Below are 19022 nucleotides of genomic sequence, written 5' to 3' on the forward strand. Positions count from 1 at the left end.
AACAATGGACGCCAATAAAATTTTAAGTACCGACTTTTTGGATCTTCTGTTTGAAGGCCGCAATAAGAGTTATGGTGCCTACGAACTTCGTAGAGGCTATAATAAAAGATTGTGGATTGCTATCGGTGGTACTGCTCTTGGCTTTGCTTTAATTGCAGGAGGTATTTTCCTGAAAAGCCAGATGACGCCGGCGGTAGACGAGGATGCAGTAAAGATCAATGAAGTTACTATACAACAAATTGAGCAGGAGAAACCGGAAGAGCCACCGCCACCTCCGCCGCCGCCGCCGCCAAAGCAGGCGCCGCCTCCAAAAATTGAAATGAAGGCATTTACTCCTCCGAAAATTGTAAAAGATGAGGAAGTAAAAGAACCCCCACCCGCAGTAGAAGAGTTGAAAGAAACCAAAATTGGTACGATCAGCCAGGAGGGTATCAAAGATATCGGTATCGTTACACCGCCTGCAGCCGCAGATGGAGGTAAGGGCCTTGTTGAGGCAAAGCCGGTTGAAAAAGAGCCTGAAGTTTTTACCAAAGTTGAGGTGGATGCAAAATATCCTGGTAACTGGCGTTCTTTCCTTGAAAGAAACCTTGATGGCCAGGTAGCTGTTGACAACGGAGCTTCTCCCGGAACCTATACTGTAATTATCCAGTTCATTGTGGACGTTGCAGGAAACGTAAGTGATGTAAAAGCGTTAACAAGCGTTGGTTTTGGAATGGAGCAGGAAGCTACCAGGGTAATTAAAAAATCTGGTAAATGGAACCCGGCCATTCAAAATGGCAGAGAGGTAAAGGCCTACAGAAAACAGCCTATTACCTTCCAGGTGACAGATCAATAATCTGACAGTACTTGTACAGCAAATATTAAAACCCGTCGTAAAAGGCGGGTTTTTTGCGCTGTGTACCCCCCCTGAAGTATTATTAGTTGGGATCTATTAATTAGGGATTATGGGGAGTATGGCTGCTTCTTTAATAACCAGAAGCCTCAATCGACTGATGGTAGGTTGATGAGTATGCAACGCCAGATGATAGGCGCATGGAAGGCAGTTTTCGGAATGTATGTTTCCTGTAGGTGATAAAAGGAATATCAGCAGACTAATTCGACGCTCACATATAATAAGAGTTAGGGGACGAGCAGGTATGGGACTGCGGAAATTAAAAAACCGCCGATGGGCGGTTTCAAAATGTTTGTTGTAAATATGATATTAGTTCCTGTACTCAGGGTTGATCAGCATTTGGATGGATTCGTTCAGCATCTCATTTTTTTTGGATAAAAACAGGTCCATTTTCTCTAAAGGCAATTTGAGCTGGTAGGTAGCATTAGACGCTAAAACCTTATCCATGCTCGGATTGAGGCTGCTAAATTCTTCAATGCTCATTTCCAGGTATTTTACAATAGCTTTCGAGTTATATCGACCGCTGATCGTCTGTACTTTTACATCCTTATGTGTTACTTCGTCTTTTACGGTGGTCATCATTGCCAAAGCCTGTTGTTTCGATACGGTAGTAATACCTCCTTCACCCTCCATGATGTAGTGGGTAGCAATGAATTTTTTTACATGATTGCGGCTTTCAGTTGGTAAATGATACTGAAGTTTCCAGAAGTCACTGCTGCCGGCCTTGGCTATAGCAGAATTTACCCGCCCGGGCCCGCAATTATAAGCGGCAACTACCAGTAACCAGTCCTCGTAAATATTATAGAGGTAATTCAGATATTTACTGGCAGCCTTGGTGCTCTTAAGATAGTCTCTTCTTTCGTCTACGCCACGGCCTACACGAAGTCCCATAGTAGTAGCCGTGCCGGGCATAAATTGCCAGGGACCTACCGCACCTACCCAGGATACCGCAGACGACTTTAAATTCGATTCAATCACCGCCAGGTATTTCAATTGCTTGGGGATGTTATTTTGAGTTAAAATATCATCCATCATATCAAAATAAGGTTTTCCCCAGGTTTGAAGCTCCTTTAGGTCTTCAGAATATTTCTCCATATAATCCTGAACGAAACTCAATGCCTGTGGATTCAGGTGTTCCATACTAACACCCTTCAATGTTGCTACTTTTGCTGATGAGCTGCCCGAAGCCTCAAAAAGATTCTTAAAGGCTCCCTTCGGATCTGCTTTTTTAACGGCGTCGGCATTATTATTGACACCAGAAGATATAACTAAAGGATTTATTTGCCCGAAAGAAATGTAAGACAGAGAAGAGAAAAGAATCACCATGCCGCAATGCTTCACTACCAGTTTTTTATTAATCATTCTTTGTAAAATGTTTTTAAAAAAGGTCAATTAAAAGTCTATGGTTTGGTTGTAGTAGTTATTTGAATTCTTAATAACGTTTAATTCTCTAAAATATTGTTGCAAAAAGAAAGCAAAGATAATTCATTAAAATGAGCAGACATCAGTTGCAGGCCGAATGGCATATGGTTGTCCGGGTGGGAAAACAGGGGCACAGCGATACCCGGTACACCGGTTAGATTAGCTATAACCGTATAAATATCAGCTATGTACATAGCTACGGGGTCTTCCATTTTTTCACCTATCTTAAAGGCTACCGATGGAGAAGTGGGTAAACATAGGAAGTCGAAATCGTTGAAAATCAACGATAATTTATTTGTTAAAGTTCTCCTTACTTTTTGAGCCTGGGTAAAATAAGCGTCGTAATACCCCGAACTTAATACAAAGTTCCCCAGCATAATTCGTCGCTTAACCTCCCATCCAAAACCCTGGGAGCGGTTCTCTTTATAAAAAGTATCCAGGTCTGTAATAGCCCCCTTATTGGCTCTGAAACCATATTTTACACCATCATACCTGGAAAGATTAGACGTTGCTTCAGCAGTGGTGAGAATATAATATGCCGGAACAATATATTCCAGCAGGTCAAAATGCACTTCTTCAACCGTATGACCCTGGCTTTTCCAGTCTGCCAGCTTACTCTTAACTGCGTTCGAAATTTCGGGATCGAGCCCGGGATGAGAAAGTGCTTCGGGAAAGTATGCTATCTTGTATTTTTTGCCCGTTTCCAGTTCCCTGGAATAAGCCGGAACAGGGGTGTTGGATACGGTGCTGTCAAAATCATCAGCGCCGGCCATTACCTCCAGTAAAAGGGCTGCATCAGCTACTGTAGTAGAAAAAATACCGATCTGGTCAAAAGACGACGCATAAGCAATAAGGCCAAACCTTGAAATGCGCCCATAAGTTGGTTTTAAGCCAATAATACCGCAAAAATCTGCCGGCTGCCTTACCGAGCCGCCGGTGTCGCTTCCCAGCGATACCATACAAAGTCCGGCCTGAACAGCAACTGCCGATCCCCCGGATGATCCACCCGAGATACGTGTTTCATCTGCAGCATTTAGTACTTTCCCGTATACAGAATTTTCGTTGGTCGACCCCATTGCAAATTCATCACAGTTCAAACGCCCGATAATGATCGCACCTTCCGCCAGCAAGCGTTCAACTGCTGTGGCTGAGAAGATAGAAGTAAAACCTTCGAGGATGCGGGATGCAGCGGTTACCTCATGTCCCTTGTGGCAAATAACGTCTTTTATTCCTATAACAACCCCGTGGAGTTTCCCCTGGGGCGTTTCCAGCTGATCCAGTTCTTTTGCCCGGGTTCTCGCTTCTTCAGCATAAACTTCCACAAAAGCATTCAGCTGCTTTTGGGCTTCAATTTTTTGAAGATAAGTTTCAACGGTAGTTAAGCAAGATGTTTTACCCTCTGTTAAGTCCTGATGGTAACGGGCAATAGAAATGAAATCTAGCAAAAGGATGGCTTTTGTAAGTCAGAAAAAAAATATGGGATGGCGGTTTATTCGGCTCTTTTTGGCTCGCTTGTGATAGAGTTTGCGCTTTCTTCTATTTCTTTTTTAACGTTGTCCTTTGCATCATTAAACTCGCGCATACCTTTACCCAGGCCTCTCATCAATTCCGGAATTTTACGACCTCCGAATAACAGCAGCACAATAACCAATATAATGATGATTTCATTTGTACCCAAAGCGCCCAATAGTTGAATTTGTGTCATGATCAATAAAAATTAGTTATCAAAGATACGAGAAGAATACAAAAGCAGATGTGAACTTGTTTAAAAAATCGGCAATCGTATTTATTTAAAGAAAGTAAAGTAACAAAAAATCCCGCCGCTTGGGCAGGATTTTTATCAATATTATTAACTGTATTATGCTTTTTCTGCAGCAGCTTTCTTAGCGCTTTTAGCACCAACAGCCATACGTTTTTCACGGATACGTGCGCTTTTACCGCTTCTTTCTCTTTGGTAAAACAGTTTAGCCCTGCGAACCTGGCCAACTTTGTGTAATACGATCGAGTCGATATTAGGAGAAGTGAAAGGAAATAATCTTTCAACACCTATACCGTCAGAAATTTTTCTAACTGTGAAGGTTGCAGTAGCTCCGCTACCTTGTTTTTTGATAACGTCTCCTTTAAAAGACTGGATACGTTCTTTATTTCCTTCTATAATTTTATAGTTTACAGTAATATTATCACCGGCTTTAAAAGCTGGAAATTTTTTTGTCTGTGTCAATTGCTCGTGAACGAAAGCTATCGCGCTGCTCATAACTTATTTTTTTAAGGACTGCAAAGGTAAGGAGAAATTTTAAATTTTGATACAAGTTGAATAAAGTTTTTCTTCAGTACGGGGTATTATAATTCGGTGATCATGTCTACCGTGCTTTTTTCTACCTCGGCCTTACGGGCCCGGTAGCGTACAATACCCTTCCCGGTTAAGAGTATCGATAGCGCGATTATAGCACAAAAGCCCATTACCAGACCCAGTGGGGTAGCTGTTTTATCATGAAAAACGCTGACCATCGCCGAAGAAAATGCTCCCGTTGCCATTTGAATACAGCCCAGAAGTGCAGAAGCGCTTCCCGCGTTTTGCTCGAAAGGAGCGAGCGCCAGAGCCGAAGCATTGGGAAATGTAAATCCCTGGCAGGCCAGGAAAATACTACAAAGGATAATACTGCTGGTCATACCCCACCAGCTATACGCAAAGCCAACAAATAGTAAAATACCGGCGCAGGTTTGGAAAAATATAGCCCTGGGAATAATTTTTTCGCTGGAGGTAACTCTCAGTATCTGCGCATTTATTTGCGTTGCTACAATGAGCGCCCCTGCAATCATAGCGAATATCCAGCCATACAAGGTATCACTGGCGCCAAAAACTTCCATAAATACATGTGGAGATCCTGCTACATAAGCATATAAACCCGCCGCAGTAAATGCGCTGGCGAAAGTGTAAATTACAAATTGAGGCTGTTTAAACACATCAGCAAATCTTTTAAGTATAGCCGCAGGTGCTAATGAGTAGTCCGGGGCAGGTTGTTTACTCTCGGGCAGGAGAAAAATGCACAGCAGCAAAATGATAAGTACGATGCCCAGCAGAATAATAAAAACATAGCGCCACCCGATGGCGGCCGTAACATATCCACCGATAGTAGGTGCCAGGAGAGGAGATACCCCTATTACCAACATTAACAGTGAAAAAACTTTGGCGCTTTCTTTCACATCAAAAAGATCGCGTACCATGGCGCGGGATGCTACCATACCGGCACAGCCTCCTAACGCCTGGAGAAACCTGAAAATAATGAGCATGTTTACAGAAGCAGACATCGCACAGCCCAGAGATGCCAGGATATACAGGCTAAGGCCAAAATAGAGCGGTTTTTTTCGTCCGTATTTATCCAGCAATGGCCCGTATAAAAGCTGCCCTGCCGAGATGCCTATAAAAAAACTGGAAAGTGTAAGCGATACATTGCTTACATCAGTATGCAGCTCTTTAGCGATATTAGGGAATCCCGGCAGGTACATGTCAATTGAGAATGGACCAATGGCACTGAGGAGTCCCAAAAGAAGTATTTTTAAAAATTTATTATTGCCCTTCATAAAATATGATATCAGTTTGGGCAAGCAAGAGTATGGGTAAATGAGCCGCAAAGCTAAGGCAAATTTTCGGGAACCTGGAAATGGGATAGTTGGAGTGATATACCCCGGTACTTTTCGGCGTTATTATAAAGAACATTCATTTTTGGGGTAATATAGGATACAGCTCTAATTTTGCGGGCATTAAACTAAATTTTGATGCGTTTATTACTGACTTTATCGATCTTATATGTCTTTGCTTGTCCGGCCCTGGGACAGAATCAGTATATCGACTCTTTGATCGGACGTATCAGTGATCTGCAGGTGACAGGAGCCGATACTAATTATCCTGCAGGCTTGTTCCCCTCTCAAAGAGCTTACCTGCCGGGAAGGAAGGCTGCCAAAGCAGATGATAATATTTTTTTTACAGGGTTGATCGCCTGGACATTGAAAAGCATAAAGACAGATTTATCCGCAAAAAACCAGGCAGTTGTAGATGCCATGATGGCAAAAGCAGCTGCTAATTACCACCGGTACCGCAATAAAGATGGCGGGCCCGTATATAATTTCTGGCAGACCCAACCCTCCCGGCATTTTCCCAATAGCCGCTATTTCTCTCAGCGTAAAAAGTATATTATACCCGACGATCTGGATGACACGGCTATATTGTACTTATCTGCTGATTTCAGTGACAGCCTGAAGCTGGAAGTGAAGAAGCTGATGGCCGAAAATGCTAACGGCCAAAAGAGGCGGATCAGGAATACTTTCAGGCGGTACAAAAAGGTGCCTGCTTACTCTACCTGGTTTGGTAAAAATATGCCGGTTGATTTTGATATTTGCGTACAGGCCAACGGAATGCGGTTTGTGCTGGACAACCAACTTGAATTAAACCAGTTCGATAGTGCTACCATATGGCTGATGAAGGATATGTTGGTGGCCCGCAAGCACATTAAGCGTCCTCATTATATCTCGCCACATTATCAGAATACCAGTATTATCTTATATCACCTGGCGCGGCTGGTTGCAGCTCATTCACAGCATCCGCTTTTAGTTGATTTTAAGCCTTTGCTAATAAAAGACCTGAAAAGAGAAATGCAAAGGACCGATAACGGGATGGAGAAAATACTATTACAAACTTCTTTATCCAGGTTAAATAATTCAGCCGGGGCGAAAATTGAACTAAGGCAGGAAGATTGGGATGATTTTTATTTTTTTGTAGCCAATATGACTTCTGTATTCCCTAATCCTGTAAAAGGAATTTTTGCCAACAGCAGGAAAACCAATTTTTTTTACCGGTCGGAGGCCTATTATCTAACATTGTTATTAGAGAACGAAATAGGGAGGCTGGCGCAGTAATAGGGCAGCCTGACTTTCGGCCTGCTCAAATAGTGTAAGAAATGCTAACTATTATTGGTTAAACAGTTGTTTCTTTTTCTCCGCCTTTTCTACATCTATATTTTCCCGCATTTCCCTGAATTCATTTCTTTCTGGCTGTGGCTCCCCGATATAAGCCAGCAGCGCTTTTTTAACATGCCCTTTCTTCGCCTGCTTATAAGCGTCTTTGTTTTCTTTTACCAGGCCAATGATATCTTCTTTGGTAGCAATCCGGAATTTATTTTTTTCTTTTATAAACAGCAACTCATCCTCACTTTCGGCCTGGTAAAATTGCTCTACATTTTTATTGAGTTTTGACAGCCAGTATTTGTTGTCGAAGTTGATGAGTACCTCCATGCCTCCGGGTGCGTTGCGGCTGAGTTGTTTTAGCTGGAATGGGGTATACGTCAGTTCTTTGCCTTCAGGCGTTTTTATTTCTACTGTTGCAAGATCATTTTTAAATTTTATTACCCCACTCCCGGTAATATTGGTGCCATCTTGTAATTCAGCTATAAAGAAATTACCCGATGGCACATTTTTAAACTGTCCGGTAGGCGGCCCTCCGGGTCTGTCGCCGCCGCCGGGACGTCCCCCACCCATGCCACCACCCTTACCCAATTGTGCGTGTAAAGTAGAAAGGGTAAAAAGGGTAATTACCAACGGAAGAAAACGCTTCATGGAAGATGGATTTAGGGCATCAAAAGTACTGACGCCCCGGCTTGTTAGGACATGGCATATGATAAAGTAATATTAAACTTTAACAAAAATAGCATTGCTTAATACCCCGGTTTATGTAACCAGAACAAGTATACCACCCTTGCGCTAACAGTAGCTAGGATTATAAAAGCAAAACAGCCGGTCCTGCAAAGGGACCGGCTGTTTTATCTTTATTCGAGTGATTATCTTGCTACGTTCACCGCTCTTTTTTCGCGGATCACAGTTACTTTAATCTGTCCGGGAAAGGTCATTTCGGTCTGGATCTTCTGAGCAATTTCAAACGATAGTTTATCGCTATCCTGATCAGTTACTTTATCTGACTCTACTATTACACGCAGCTCGCGGCCGGCTTGTATCGCATATGCTTTTTCAACGCCGGGATAGCTGGTTGCCAGGTTCTCCAGGTCTTTAATACGCTGCAGGTATTGCTGCATGATCTCCCGGCGTGCACCGGGGCGTGCACCGCTGATGGCATCGCAGGCCTGTATGATAGGCGAGATCACGTATTGCATTTCTGCTTCATCGTGGTGAGCGGCTATTGCATTTACTACGGCAGGGTTTTCACCGTATTTCTCAGCCAGTTTGGCACCCAGCAATGCGTGGCTTAATTCGCTTTCTTCGTCAGGTACTTTGCCAATATCGTGTAATAAACCGGCACGTTTGGCCAGCTTGGTCATGTTTTGGTTCATACCCAACTCGGCAGCCATAGTAGCACAAAGGTTGGCCGTTTCGCGACTATGCATTAACAGGTTCTGACCATAAGAAGAGCGGTAACGCATACGCCCTACCATTCTTACCAGTTCTTTATGCAAGCCATGTATGCCTAAATCGATAACAGTGCGCTCGCCAATTTCCATCACCTGCTCTTCAATCTGTTTGCGGGTTTTTTCCACTACTTCCTCAATACGTGCCGGGTGAATACGGCCATCCGTTACCAGGCGTTGCAAGCTCAACCGTGCAATTTCTCTACGCAGAGGGTCAAAGCATGACAACAAAATCGCTTCAGGAGTATCATCAACAATCAGGTCCACGCCTGTGGCAGCTTCGAGGGCGCGAATATTACGGCCTTCTCTACCAATGATCTGGCCTTTTACCTCATCACTTTCAAGGTTGAATACAGTGATGGCATTCTCAATGGCCTGCTCTGCAGCAGTACGCTGAATAGTTTGGATGATAATTTTACGGGCTTCTTTGTTGGCCTTCTGTTTAGCTTCATCAATAATTTCCTGCTGAAGACCAATAGCTTGTGTATGAGCCTCATTTTTAAGACTGTCTACCAACTGTATTTTAGCCTCATCTGCAGTAAGACCCGCGATTTTCTCCAGGCGGCGTATATGCTCTTCCTGGTGTTTTTCAAGTTCCGTACGTTTTTTGTTAACTACCTCGATCTGTTTGTTCAGGTTGTCTTTGATAACATCATTATCTTTTACCTGCTTTTCAAGATTTGCTTCTTTTTGGCTTAAAGACTGTTCCTTTTGTTTAATACGGTTCTCGCTTTCAGACAGTTTGCGGTTACGTTCGTTTACTTCTTTGTCATGAGCCGATTTTAAGGAAACAAATTTTTCTTTGGCTTGCAATTCTTTTTCCTTTCTGACGTTTTCTGCACTTAATTCGGCTTCTTTTACAATGGTTTGCGCTTTTAAATTAGCTTCGTCGATTTTTTGTTGTGTGTTTTTAGCGAAAATAAATTTACCCGCCACGATGCCCAACACCAGGGCCACTGCCGCTACAATAATTATTGTGGATTCCATTAAAAGTCATTTGCTTTTTCTTTCGAAAAATGGTTCTATAATTCTAAATATCAAAAAAATACCCAACCAACGGGATGGGTAGTGGGCGAAGATAAAAATAAATTTGGTATTTAAGATTCAGATTTGCTATTTGGCCTACCGATCTTAAAACCAACGACGGATAAATTTACAGAATAACAGGTGAATCAATTTTTAGGTGAGCAGTTCACTACTGCAGTTCGCTGTCAATTAATGACTCTAACTGCTCCAGTTTACCCATCAGGTGGTTTTCATCGGCAATGGAAACATTTTTGTTCTTACTTTCTGTTACAAACCAAACCAACACCATGGATATGTAATCCTGCATGTCTTTGCCCGGTATTTTAGTCTTAAACTCTACAATTTTATCGTTAATGATACGCACCGACTGGCGAACGACCTGCTCGTCTTCGGGAGACATTTGCACCCGGTAAATCCTGTCGGCTATATTAATGTTGGCGGGAATAAGGTTTTCTTGCATAATAACGAAATGGTAAATAGTGAGTAGTGAATAGTGAGTGGTGAATAGTGTCATGTCCTGAAAAAAGTGGACATTTTTCTTGTTAATAATATTGTTTCAAATTTCATTATTTAATAAAAGTTAACCTTAGAATTACACCGCCCGCGCGGCGAGCGCATCTTCCTGGTTTGACATACTATGCTGCATTGTGTAACTGTATAGGTATTCTTAAATTTAAAGACCAATGGGGACGGCGGTAATTATAAGTATATATGGCCTCTTTCACTGCTTTAAATGCTTCCTGCTTATCGGCAAATACACTATCTAAAAGAAATTCCTGTTTCAATATCCCATTTACCCTTTCTGCCTGTGCATTCTCGTAACAATGATTTTCTTCAGTCATGCTAATTTCCATTCCGGCCTCCTGTAGTGCTGACACATAAGCATCACAACAATACTGGATGCCCCGATCGGAATGGTGGATCGTTCCCAGCGTCGAAGGATACTGCCGGATACTCATCTCAAGAGCTTTTAGTGCTCCAGCAATACCCAAACTCTCACTCAAATGCCAGCCGGTGATCTTTCGAGACCAGGCATCTGTTTGCAAAAACAGGTATACAAACCCGCTCGACGTCCTCAAATAAGTAATATCACTTACAATTACCTGGCCGGGTCCTGTAAGTAATTGATCTTTAACCTTATTGTTATACTTGCGAAAGCGATGATAAGAATCCGTTGTAGTAACATACCTCCTTCTTCTTTTTATCAGCAACTTCTGCTTGCGTAGTATATCAAAGAACTTATCGCGACCAACTCTACTGCCCGGTTTTGCCAAATCAGCTTTTAATAACGAATACAGTTTTTTACCTCCTATCATCGGCTGATAACGCCGAACCGAACCTACTAAATCTACCACTACAGCCTCTGTTAAATCCGATTGAATAATTGTTCTCAGCGATTTATAATAACCCGAACGGCTGTAACCAAAGTACAAACACAGCCGATTTACTTTTTGCCCTTTCTCCCCACACATGCGGATGACTGCTGTGCGAAATTTTTTTTTACATCTGTATCATAATGCTCATCCACTATGTCGATTAGTGTTTCCAAAGCTTGCTTCTCCAACATGCTGTCTGCCAAGGCCAGCTTCAGCTTTTTTACTTCAGCTTCCAATTCTTTTAAACGGTCTTTTTCTTCAAGCGTCTCCACTCTTAACACTTTACTTAATAAATGTTTACCAAATTGTCTGATCCAATTTTGAATAGTACTGCCCCCGCCGATATTATACCGCCTGCGAACAGACTCTACTGATAACCCTTTCTCCACTTCTCTGACAACTTTTTGCTTAAAGCTAATACTATACCGAACCTGTTCTCTAATGGATATCTTCGTCATCTGTCAGTTTTTTAATATAAAAACTGTCAACCTATACCAGGACAAGACATAGTGAGTATGAAATTGGCCATGAACTATGACTAATTGGCCATGAACCTGTAGCTACACACTCAATAATGCAATACATTTATCAATTTCCTTGATGTATCCGTTGATCTTTTTTTCAAAAGCTTTTTTTTCTTCCGGATCCATTATTGCCTGGCTGTACTTTTTGGCATCCAGCTGATGCTGCAAAGCCTCAGCTACATCGGCTGCCTCATTAAACTGCAGCCGCGTTTCTGCCAGGGTTTCTTTTAACGCCTGATTTTCTTTCTTTATAGCTGCGTTTTGCTTTGCCAGCAATTGCAGTTTTTCCTGTATCTGCTTAATTTTATCTTCAAGAATCTGCGACATGAGAAAAGTTTAAAATTCTATATTCAATGCCCGCGGGCACACTGAATGAAGTCTACACACTCCCTAAATTACTTCCTGATTTCAGCTTGAAATTCCTTTTCAAGACCCTGCATAATCTTTTTCATCCAGCCATCAATTTCACCGTCCGTCAATGTTTTTTCCTCATCCAGGAAAGTGAAATTCACTGCAATGGATTTTTTCTCCGGGCCGAGCTTTTCACTTTCGAATATATCAAATAGCTGAACCGATTGTAATTTTTTCAGGTTCAGCTTTTTTACCTGCTCTTCAACCGCCGAATATTTCAGTTCTTTCGAAATAATGACTGCAATATCTCTTTGTACTGCCGGGAATTTGGAAAGCGGCTTGAACTGAACTGTATCGGATTTTGATTTTTTAAGGATCAGGTCCCAGCTGAGATCTGCAAAAAATACAGGTTGTTTGATGTCAAATCGTTCCTGCATTTTTTTGCTTACCAATCCTATCTGACCTATTGCTTCTTTTCCCGCTAAAATGGTTAATCCATATTGAAACTGCTCACCGGCAGCAGCTTCATCATAGCTCATCCCATGAAGGCCCGCGAGAGCCAATATTTTATCAACAGCTCCCTTTAAAGTATAAAAATCACTTGCGGCTCCTTTACCCTTCCATGCGTCAGCCTGTTTTTTGCCTGTAAGGTATAAACAAATATGTTCCGGCTCCTCAAATCCTCCTTTACTGTTAACCGTATATGTTTTTCCGTACTCAAACAACCGGAGATTGTCATTCTTGCGATTGAGATTATGTGCCACAATTTCAAGCCCTGTTTCCAGCATTTGCGGACGCATAATGTTTAACTCCGTACTCAGGCTGTTCTTCATCTTTACAACACTGGCCAGTTCATCTTCACTAAAGTAGGCTTTGTTAGTGATGGAATTGGTCAAGGTTTCGTTAAAACCAAGGCCCACCAGGTAATTAGCTATTTTTTCTTTCAGCACCTCAGCTGTCCTGTTTTCCTCCACTGCCGGTGTCATTGTAATAGAAGAAGGAATATCGATGTTGTCCAGTCCATCTATACGTAATATTTCCTCAACAATATCAGCCGGCAGGCTAATGTCGGGTTTGTGATAAGGTACCGCTATTTTGAGCGAGTCGATATCTTCTTTTTCAATAACAAAACCCAGGGCGGTGAGTATTTTTTTTACTGCATCAGGGTGATAATTTTTACCACTTAACTTTTTAAGATAATGATATTTAATTGTTACAGATGTTTTGGGTTTCTCTTCAGGATAAATATCAATAATTCCTGAAGCTACTTCACCCCCGCAGAGTTCGAGAATAAGTTCGGTAGCTCGTTTTAACACATTAACCGTTGCTGAAATGTCGGTTCCTTTTTCGAAACGGGTAGCGGCATCGGTTCGCAGGCCATGTGAGAAAGAGGTTTTGCGAATGTTGATGGAATCAAAACAGGCACTTTCCAGGAAAATGTTTTTAGTAGTTGCTGTAACACCGCTGTTTAAACCGCCATACACGCCGCCAATGCACATACCTCCTTTTTCATCACATATCATGAGATCGTAACTGTTCAATTTCCGCTCTTTCCCGTCGAGGGTAACGAAAAGCGTGTCTTGCGGCAGGTTTTTTACGATAACTTTTTTGCCCGCAATCTGGTCGGCATCAAAAGCATGAAGTGGCTGGCCGGTTTCGTGTAATATGAAATTGGTAATGTCTACTATATTACTGATCGGCTTTACGCCAATTGCTTTTAATTTATCCTGCAGCCATTGCGGACTTGGGGCAATGGTTACATTATTAATGGAAATACCGCTATACCTTGGACAAGCGGCAGTGTTTTCAACCGTAACTTCCAGCGGATTTTTACCTTTAAAAGCCGGTAGCGCTTTTATTGCCGGCAACCTGGGGCCTCCGTTTTTCTTATCATGATGTGCCAGATAGGCAGAAACGTCCCGCGCTACGCCCCAATGGCTCATCGCGTCCATACGATTGGGCGTAAGACCAATTTCAAATATAGTATCGGTATATATATTAAATAGCTCTGCAACCGGTGTTCCGGGTTTGGAGGTTTCCGGAAGTACCAATATCCCCTCGTGAGAACTACCCAGTCCTACTTCATCCTCGGCACAAATCATTCCCTGGCTTTCCTCACCGCGTATTTTGGCGGCTTTCATGGTTACCGGCTCTGCATTAAGCGGGTAAATGCTAGTACCAATGGGTGCTACTATCACTTTTTGCCCAACAGCAACATTCGGGGCACCGCAAACTATTTTCAGTGGTTCAGCGGCTCCTGTGTTTACAGTGGTTAATTTTAACTTATCAGCATTCGGATGTTTTTCGCAGGTAAGTACTTCACCCACTACCAGGCCTTTCAAGCCCCCTTTATGCGATTCATAAGATTCAACCGCTTCTACTTCCAGCCCGATACATGTCAAAATCTGGCTCAGTCTTTCAGATTGCACTTTTTCCGGCAGGCCCGCCTGTCCGGCAGGCAGATACTCGCTCAGCCAATTATAAGAAATGGTCATTTAGATAAGATATTTTGCCCGAAGAACCCCTTCGGGAGCGCAAAGATACGCAATGTTTAAAGTTTGGGTAGCAATTGATCACCTGGTATTCCCAATAAAAAACTCTTTGGTATTTACCAGGGAGGCGGTTTGAATAATGGGGAATTTTTAAAATGGTTCTCTCTAAAATTATTTTTTTGGCAGGGCGGTTCATAAACTTTGAGTCAGTGACTGATCATTGTCCTCTTAAAAAGTTTAAAGAAATGGAAAGAAAAATCCGTGAAGGCACTGGCCAGGAGAGCCGCCAGCTCAATAGGGTTTGTACATCGGATTGTTGTTGGGTTTCCCCTTCCACTTCTGGCGTGCTTTTTTTGCTACAGCTGGTAGCGGTCAACAGGAGGCTGGCAACGGCAACTAAGCAATGTATTTTATTTATTCGCGGCTTTTTCGTTTATGTGTGTTGGTTACATATATTCCCGATTAGTGCTTCAAAGCCTTAAGCGATTTGGGTTTAAGACGTAGCAGGTACGCAGTACGCAACACACGTATTAATTTTTTTTAGAAATATATCTCTTTGTTTGTAAAGGGATGCATATACCTGACCGGTTGGTTACCCGACTGGAGAGAATGATTGTCCTGTAACGCAGCGGGTTGTGCTCAATCAGCACCGCACACGGGCTGAAATGTGTATAACCTGTGTTTTCGTGTAAGGAAAATGTTTGGAAATAAAGATTTTTTTCTACCCTTTTTCGGGTCTAAATTCGCCCTTTGGTTTTAACGGGTAGGTACACCTCAACTAAATAATTTAACAGAATTACAAGTAGGATTGCACCCAGTGAATCGTTGGTAATAACTGATGACAGGACCTTTTATCGTTTGAATTGAACAATGGACCCCATTAACTTAAATAAAGACAGGAAGCAAAAACGCAGAACCAGCGCTGGTTCTGCGGCTGATGTAGGTACCCTGGTATACGGCAAAGTGCCACCCCAGGCGCGTGAGCTGGAAGAAGCGGTTTTAGGAGCGATCATGCTGGAGAAAGGTGCTTTTGATGCCGTGATCGAAACTATACGCAACCCGGAATGCTTTTACGTAGACGCGCATCAGCGCATTTTCCGTGCTATACAATCGCTGGCTAATAAAAGCCAGCCTATTGATATCCTCACTGTAGTGGAAGAGCTGCGTATGAAGGAAGAGTTAGATATTGTTGGTGGCCCTTATTATGTAACTAAGCTTACTAATACCGTGGTATCGGCTGCTAACGTAGAGTCGCATGCCCGTATTATCATGCAGAAATTTATACAGCGCGAATTAATACGGATCAGCGGTGAAATACTTTCGGATGCTTATGAAGATAGTGCGGATGTTTTTGATTTGCTGGACGATGCTGAGTCTAAACTTTTTGAAATAACCAACTCACACATGAAGAGTACGATGCAATCCATCGACTCTGTACTGGTAGATACTATTAAACGTATTGAAGATCTGCGTCACCGGAATGAAGATGTTACCGGTGTTCCTAGTGGGTTTAAGCCTTTGGATAAAATCACTTATGGTTGGCAGAATAGTGATTTGATCATCCTGGCGGCAAGGCCGGCAGTAGGTAAAACAGCGTTTGCCTTAAACCTGGCCCGTAATGCTATTATGAATCCTTCGAAGCAAACTCCGGTGGCTTTCTTCTCTCTGGAGATGAGTGCCGCCCAGCTGGTACAGCGGGTATTATCTGCCGAAAGTGAGATCATGCTGGAAAAAATTGCCCGGGGCAAAATGGAAGAGCACGAGATGAAGCAGTTATATACCAAGGGTATACAACGACTATCACAGGCCCCGCTTTTTATTGACGATACAGCAGCCCTGAATATATTTGAGCTACGTGCCAAATGCCGTAAGCTTAAGAACAAGCACAATATAGGGATGGTGATCATCGACTATTTACAGTTGATGAGCGGAGGGGGAGATAATAAAAACGGTAACCGTGAGCAGGAGATCAGCACCATCAGCCGAAATCTGAAAGGTCTGGCAAAAGAGCTGAACATTCCCATTATCGCCCTGTCGCAGTTGAGTCGTGCTGTGGAGCAGCGGGGTACGAAAGAGGGTAGCCGGGTTCCGCAATTGAGTGATCTTCGGGAATCGGGAGCGATCGAGCAGGATGCGGATATGGTGATGTTCCTTTACCGTCCAGATTATTACGATATTAATACCAATTCGGAAGGCGAAGATCAAAAAGGTTTGACCGAGGTAAAGATCGCCAAGCATCGTAATGGTTCGCTTGACACAGTAAAGCTTAAAGCCTTGCTCCATATCCAAAAATTCATTTCCTGGGATGAGGATCCTTATAATGCGGTCGGATTAGGAGGTGGTACCTGGCGCCCGGTAAACGATGACGCGGATGCCGGAGGTGGCGGTGCCAGACTCTTCCAGGCGCAAAGCAAGATGAACAATATGAGTGATGATGAGCTGGATGAAGCGCCGTTTTAGTTGACAGATGACAGTTGTAAGTGCGCGGGTTAATACCTGGATGTTCAACAAAACCCAATCAATAGTTTGTTACCTTACTTTTATATACAGCAGCTTGAAATTAGTTCTGAAGTTTCCAAAGGTCAGAATGGAGAAGGTTGGTTTGCAGGATTCCCGGTGGATCAGCCCAATGTTTTTTTCAATGATGAAAAACAAAAGAATGCGAAAGGTGTAAGACTGACTTTAGGGCAGGAAAATGATCTTAATTCAGGCATGACCATTTCTCTCGATGAAACCAATTCCAAACATGCGATCCAGGTGTTGAGAATGAAAATCGGTGATCGAATGCACCTGACCGATGGTAAAGGCCACCTGATTACTGCAACTATTGTTAACGATCACCGGAAACATTGCCAGGTTTCGGTTGATTTTATAGAACCTAAAGCTAAACAAGGAGCCGATGTAGCCATTGCGATCGCCCTCACCAAAAATACCAGCCGCTTTGAGTGGTTCCTGGAGAAAGCAGCAGAACTGGGCGTAAGCAGGGTAATCCCTCTTATTACCAAACGAACCGAAACAGGGAAGTTCAAAGAAGAGCGTCTTCAAAATATATTAATAAGTGCCATGCTGCAAAGTCAGCAAACCTGGCTGCTGCAAATGAGCGCCCCGGTTGATTTCAATAAATTTATAGCTGACGCTGAACTTGAGCCTGCTAAAAAGTATATTGCCCATTGTATTGAAACTGATAAGCAGTCTTTAGAATATTCCCTGTCTTCTTCTCTCATTTTAGTGGGACCTGAAGGTGATTTCACCCCGGAAGAAATTGAAGCCGCTCTGAATAACGGTTACCAGCCTGTTACATTGGGTGAAACCCGCCTGCGAACCGAAACTGCCGGGATGGTTGCGGCAACATTACTACGCATCGGTAATTAACGCCGATAACTTTATTATGTTTGCCGAAAATCCGTATCATGCAGCAGGCAATTATCAATGCTACCATTTTTACCGGTTCTGAAATTGTAAAAGATGCTTCCATTCTTATTGAGAATGGAAAAATCATTAAGATAGATGCGTCTATGCCCGATGGTGTTCAAATAATAGATGCCGCCGGTAAGAATATTGCTCCTGCTTTCATTGATATACAGCCTAACGGAGGCTACGATTTGTATTTTTCTAAAGAGTTATCTGACGCTTCTTTGCAGGACATGTACCAGGCCAGCATCGATCATGGTACAGGGTATATATTACCCACATTAATCTCATCAGGTTTTGAAACAATTCTAAAGGGAATTGAAACTGTCAAAAACTTTATGCAGCAGCAACCCGGTGTATTGGGCATGCACCTGGAAGGACCCTTTATAAACGTTGACAAACGGGGTGCCCATCCTGCTACTATCATTCGGAAGCCAACAGATGAAGAGTTGAAACAGATCATTGCTGCAGGTAAAGAAGTAATCAAGATCATCACTATAGCTCCGGAGTGTTTTACGGATGATCAGTTACAGTTATTGCTGGATAGCGGTATTAATATAGCCATTGGCCATACTGCGGTTACCTACGAGCAGGCACAGTACTATTTTTCAAAAGGCATTCAACTGGTAACTCATTTGTACAATGCCATGAACCAGATGGGCCATAGGGAATGTGGTTTGGTTGGAGCGATATTCGATAATGAAAATGTGTATGCTCCTGTTATCCTGGATGGAGGACATTGCCACTACGCCGCAGCCCGGGTGGCCTATAAACAAAAGGGTGATAAACTGATTTTATTATCAGATGCAGCCTTCCTGGGAAGAAGAAAACAGGTATTTGACTGGGAAAATCTGAGTATAAAAATGGTAGACGGTTATTACCGGGACGGCGCAGGTAATTTAGGCGGCGCTGCCATATCAATGATTGATGCTGTTAAAAATGCGATGGTCCATTTACATGTTACATTACAGGAGGCTATTGAAATGGCTACCGGCCGGGTGGCTAAAGCTATAAAAATGGATGGGCGCATCGGCTTTATACAACCCGGCTATGATGCAAGATTTGTACTATTTGATAACGAGCTGAGTTCGGTAGAATTTTTAGCCGGCTAATGA

General features: G+C 42.8%; 17 protein-coding genes. 5 read left to right on the forward strand and 12 right to left on the reverse strand.

Translation table 11 applies throughout. The features are described 5' to 3' along the window. Positions 1-4 precede the first annotated feature (4 nt). On the forward strand, positions 5-835 hold the full coding sequence (locus U0035_RS16220; RefSeq protein WP_114793083.1) for an energy transducer TonB: 831 nt from the start codon (positions 5-7) through the stop codon (positions 833-835). 366 nt (positions 836-1201) lie between these two features. Here U0035_RS16220 and U0035_RS16225 read toward each other — a convergent pair whose 3' ends face one another. The 5 genes from U0035_RS16225 to U0035_RS16245 all read right to left on the reverse strand — a co-directional run bounded on the left by U0035_RS16225 (position 1202) and on the right by U0035_RS16245 (position 5896). Beyond that, entirely contained in the window at positions 1202-2254 is a 1053-nt protein-coding gene (locus U0035_RS16225) for a lytic transglycosylase domain-containing protein (RefSeq protein ID WP_114793084.1), read from the reverse strand. Positions 2255-2334: 80 nt separating this feature from the next. Beyond that, positions 2335-3759, reverse strand: a complete 1425-nt coding sequence (gatA, locus tag U0035_RS16230; protein ID WP_114793085.1) for an Asp-tRNA(Asn)/Glu-tRNA(Gln) amidotransferase subunit GatA — start codon at positions 3757-3759, stop codon at positions 2335-2337. A gap of 44 nt (positions 3760-3803) precedes the next feature. Then, positions 3804-4019 (reverse strand): Sec-independent protein translocase subunit TatA/TatB, encoded by a 216-nt coding sequence (locus U0035_RS16235; RefSeq protein WP_114793086.1) that lies wholly within the window; start codon positions 4017-4019, stop codon positions 3804-3806. Positions 4020-4172: 153 nt separating this feature from the next. Next, complete coding sequence (gene rplS / locus U0035_RS16240; protein WP_114793087.1) at positions 4173-4568, reverse strand: 50S ribosomal protein L19; 396 nt, start codon at positions 4566-4568, stop codon at positions 4173-4175. Between the two features lie 86 nt (positions 4569-4654). Continuing rightward, positions 4655-5896 carry a multidrug effflux MFS transporter gene (locus tag U0035_RS16245; RefSeq protein WP_114793088.1) on the reverse strand — a complete coding sequence of 414 codons (1242 nt, stop codon included), beginning with the start codon at positions 5894-5896 and terminating at the stop codon, positions 4655-4657. Positions 5897-6091: 195 nt separating this feature from the next. Here U0035_RS16245 and U0035_RS16250 point away from each other — a divergent pair, with 195 nt between their 5' ends. Further along, the gene (locus U0035_RS16250; RefSeq protein ID WP_114793089.1) at positions 6092-7228 is read left to right on the forward strand and encodes a hypothetical protein; all 1137 of its coding nucleotides are present in this window, start codon (positions 6092-6094) and stop codon (positions 7226-7228) included. Positions 7229-7279: 51 nt separating this feature from the next. Here the strand turns inward: U0035_RS16250 and U0035_RS16255 are convergent, their stop codons facing one another. From U0035_RS16255 to pheT, 7 genes are all read right to left on the reverse strand, one after another. Then, complete coding sequence (locus U0035_RS16255; protein WP_114793090.1) at positions 7280-7924, reverse strand: hypothetical protein; 645 nt, start codon at positions 7922-7924, stop codon at positions 7280-7282. A gap of 221 nt (positions 7925-8145) precedes the next feature. Then, complete coding sequence (rny, locus tag U0035_RS16260; RefSeq protein ID WP_114793091.1) at positions 8146-9714, reverse strand: ribonuclease Y; 1569 nt, start codon at positions 9712-9714, stop codon at positions 8146-8148. A 208-nt stretch (positions 9715-9922) separates the two neighbouring features. Further along, positions 9923-10213 carry a cell division protein ZapA gene (locus tag U0035_RS16265; protein ID WP_114793092.1) on the reverse strand — a complete coding sequence of 97 codons (291 nt, stop codon included), beginning with the start codon at positions 10211-10213 and terminating at the stop codon, positions 9923-9925. Positions 10214-10388: 175 nt separating this feature from the next. After that, the gene (locus tag U0035_RS16270; RefSeq protein ID WP_162818026.1) at positions 10389-11186 is read right to left on the reverse strand and encodes an IS3 family transposase; all 798 of its coding nucleotides are present in this window, start codon (positions 11184-11186) and stop codon (positions 10389-10391) included. 11 nt (positions 11187-11197) lie between these two features. Then, positions 11198-11587, reverse strand: coding sequence for a transposase (locus U0035_RS16275; RefSeq protein WP_327138703.1), 390 nt, complete (start codon positions 11585-11587; stop codon positions 11198-11200). 102 nt (positions 11588-11689) lie between these two features. Continuing rightward, the gene (locus U0035_RS16280; RefSeq protein WP_114792260.1) at positions 11690-11980 is read right to left on the reverse strand and encodes a hypothetical protein; all 291 of its coding nucleotides are present in this window, start codon (positions 11978-11980) and stop codon (positions 11690-11692) included. A gap of 68 nt (positions 11981-12048) precedes the next feature. After that, entirely contained in the window at positions 12049-14499 is a 2451-nt protein-coding gene (gene pheT, locus U0035_RS16285; protein WP_114792261.1) for a phenylalanine--tRNA ligase subunit beta, read from the reverse strand. A gap of 867 nt (positions 14500-15366) precedes the next feature. Here pheT and dnaB point away from each other — a divergent pair. From dnaB to nagA, 3 genes are all read left to right on the forward strand, one after another. Then, positions 15367-16956, forward strand: coding sequence for a replicative DNA helicase (gene dnaB, locus U0035_RS16290; RefSeq protein WP_114792262.1), 1590 nt, complete (start codon positions 15367-15369; stop codon positions 16954-16956). 66 nt (positions 16957-17022) lie between these two features. Then, positions 17023-17868, forward strand: coding sequence for an RsmE family RNA methyltransferase (locus U0035_RS16295; protein WP_245957794.1), 846 nt, complete (start codon positions 17023-17025; stop codon positions 17866-17868). Between the two features lie 38 nt (positions 17869-17906). Then, entirely contained in the window at positions 17907-19019 is a 1113-nt protein-coding gene (nagA, locus tag U0035_RS16300) for an N-acetylglucosamine-6-phosphate deacetylase (protein ID WP_114792263.1), read from the forward strand. Positions 19020-19022: the final 3 nt, after the last annotated feature.

This window comes from Niabella yanshanensis, from assembly GCF_034424215.1.
In the GTDB taxonomy this organism is placed as follows: Bacteria; Bacteroidota; Bacteroidia; order Chitinophagales; family Chitinophagaceae; genus Niabella; species Niabella yanshanensis.

Coding starts and splice junctions, on each gene's coding strand:
- U0035_RS16220 (WP_114793083.1), top strand. CDS start 5: ATGGACGCCAATAAAATTTTAAGTACCGACTTTTTGGATCTTCTGTTT.
- U0035_RS16225 (WP_114793084.1), bottom strand. CDS start 2,254: ATGATTAATAAAAAACTGGTAGTGAAGCATTGCGGCATGGTGATTCTT.
- U0035_RS16235 (WP_114793086.1), bottom strand. CDS start 4,019: ATGACACAAATTCAACTATTGGGCGCTTTGGGTACAAATGAAATCATC.
- rplS (WP_114793087.1), bottom strand. CDS start 4,568: ATGAGCAGCGCGATAGCTTTCGTTCACGAGCAATTGACACAGACAAAA.
- U0035_RS16245 (WP_114793088.1), bottom strand. CDS start 5,896: ATGAAGGGCAATAATAAATTTTTAAAAATACTTCTTTTGGGACTCCTC.
- U0035_RS16250 (WP_114793089.1), top strand. CDS start 6,092: ATGCGTTTATTACTGACTTTATCGATCTTATATGTCTTTGCTTGTCCG.
- U0035_RS16255 (WP_114793090.1), bottom strand. CDS start 7,924: ATGAAGCGTTTTCTTCCGTTGGTAATTACCCTTTTTACCCTTTCTACT.
- rny (WP_114793091.1), bottom strand. CDS start 9,714: ATGGAATCCACAATAATTATTGTAGCGGCAGTGGCCCTGGTGTTGGGC.
- U0035_RS16265 (WP_114793092.1), bottom strand. CDS start 10,213: ATGCAAGAAAACCTTATTCCCGCCAACATTAATATAGCCGACAGGATT.
- U0035_RS16275 (WP_327138703.1), bottom strand. CDS start 11,587: ATGACGAAGATATCCATTAGAGAACAGGTTCGGTATAGTATTAGCTTT.
- U0035_RS16280 (WP_114792260.1), bottom strand. CDS start 11,980: ATGTCGCAGATTCTTGAAGATAAAATTAAGCAGATACAGGAAAAACTG.
- pheT (WP_114792261.1), bottom strand. CDS start 14,499: ATGACCATTTCTTATAATTGGCTGAGCGAGTATCTGCCTGCCGGACAG.
- dnaB (WP_114792262.1), top strand. CDS start 15,367: ATGGACCCCATTAACTTAAATAAAGACAGGAAGCAAAAACGCAGAACC.
- nagA (WP_114792263.1), top strand. CDS start 17,907: ATGCAGCAGGCAATTATCAATGCTACCATTTTTACCGGTTCTGAAATT.